General features: G+C 70.3%; 1 protein-coding gene. It reads right to left on the bottom strand.

The genetic code is table 11. The annotated features are described in order from the left end of the window. The coding region (locus ACNEUN_RS06240) for a zinc-binding dehydrogenase (protein ID WP_463631565.1) at nt 1-276 on the bottom strand (276 nt) is incomplete at both ends.

Here is a 276-nt window from a genome sequence, read left to right as displayed (position 1 = left end):
GTCATAGACCACCTTCACGCCCTGGCCCCCGGTGATCTCGCGCACCCGGGCGGCGAAATCGACATCGCGCCGGTAGTTGATCGCGTGCGTCGCCCCGTGCTCCAGCGCCAGCTGGCATTTCTCGTCGCTGCCGGCGGTGGCAATCAGCCGCAGGCCGAGGGCGCGTGCCCACTGGCAGGCGATCAGCCCGACACCGCCCGCCGCGGCATGGAAGAGCACGAAGTCACCCGCCTGCAGGCCGCCCTGCGGCAGCGTCTTGCGCAGCAGGTATTGCAC

It is taken from the genome of Gardnerella sp. C0684A1 (assembly GCF_055326835.1).
The sequence above is the reverse complement of the archived record's forward strand: the minus strand, read 5'-3'. Positions and strand labels throughout refer to the sequence as shown.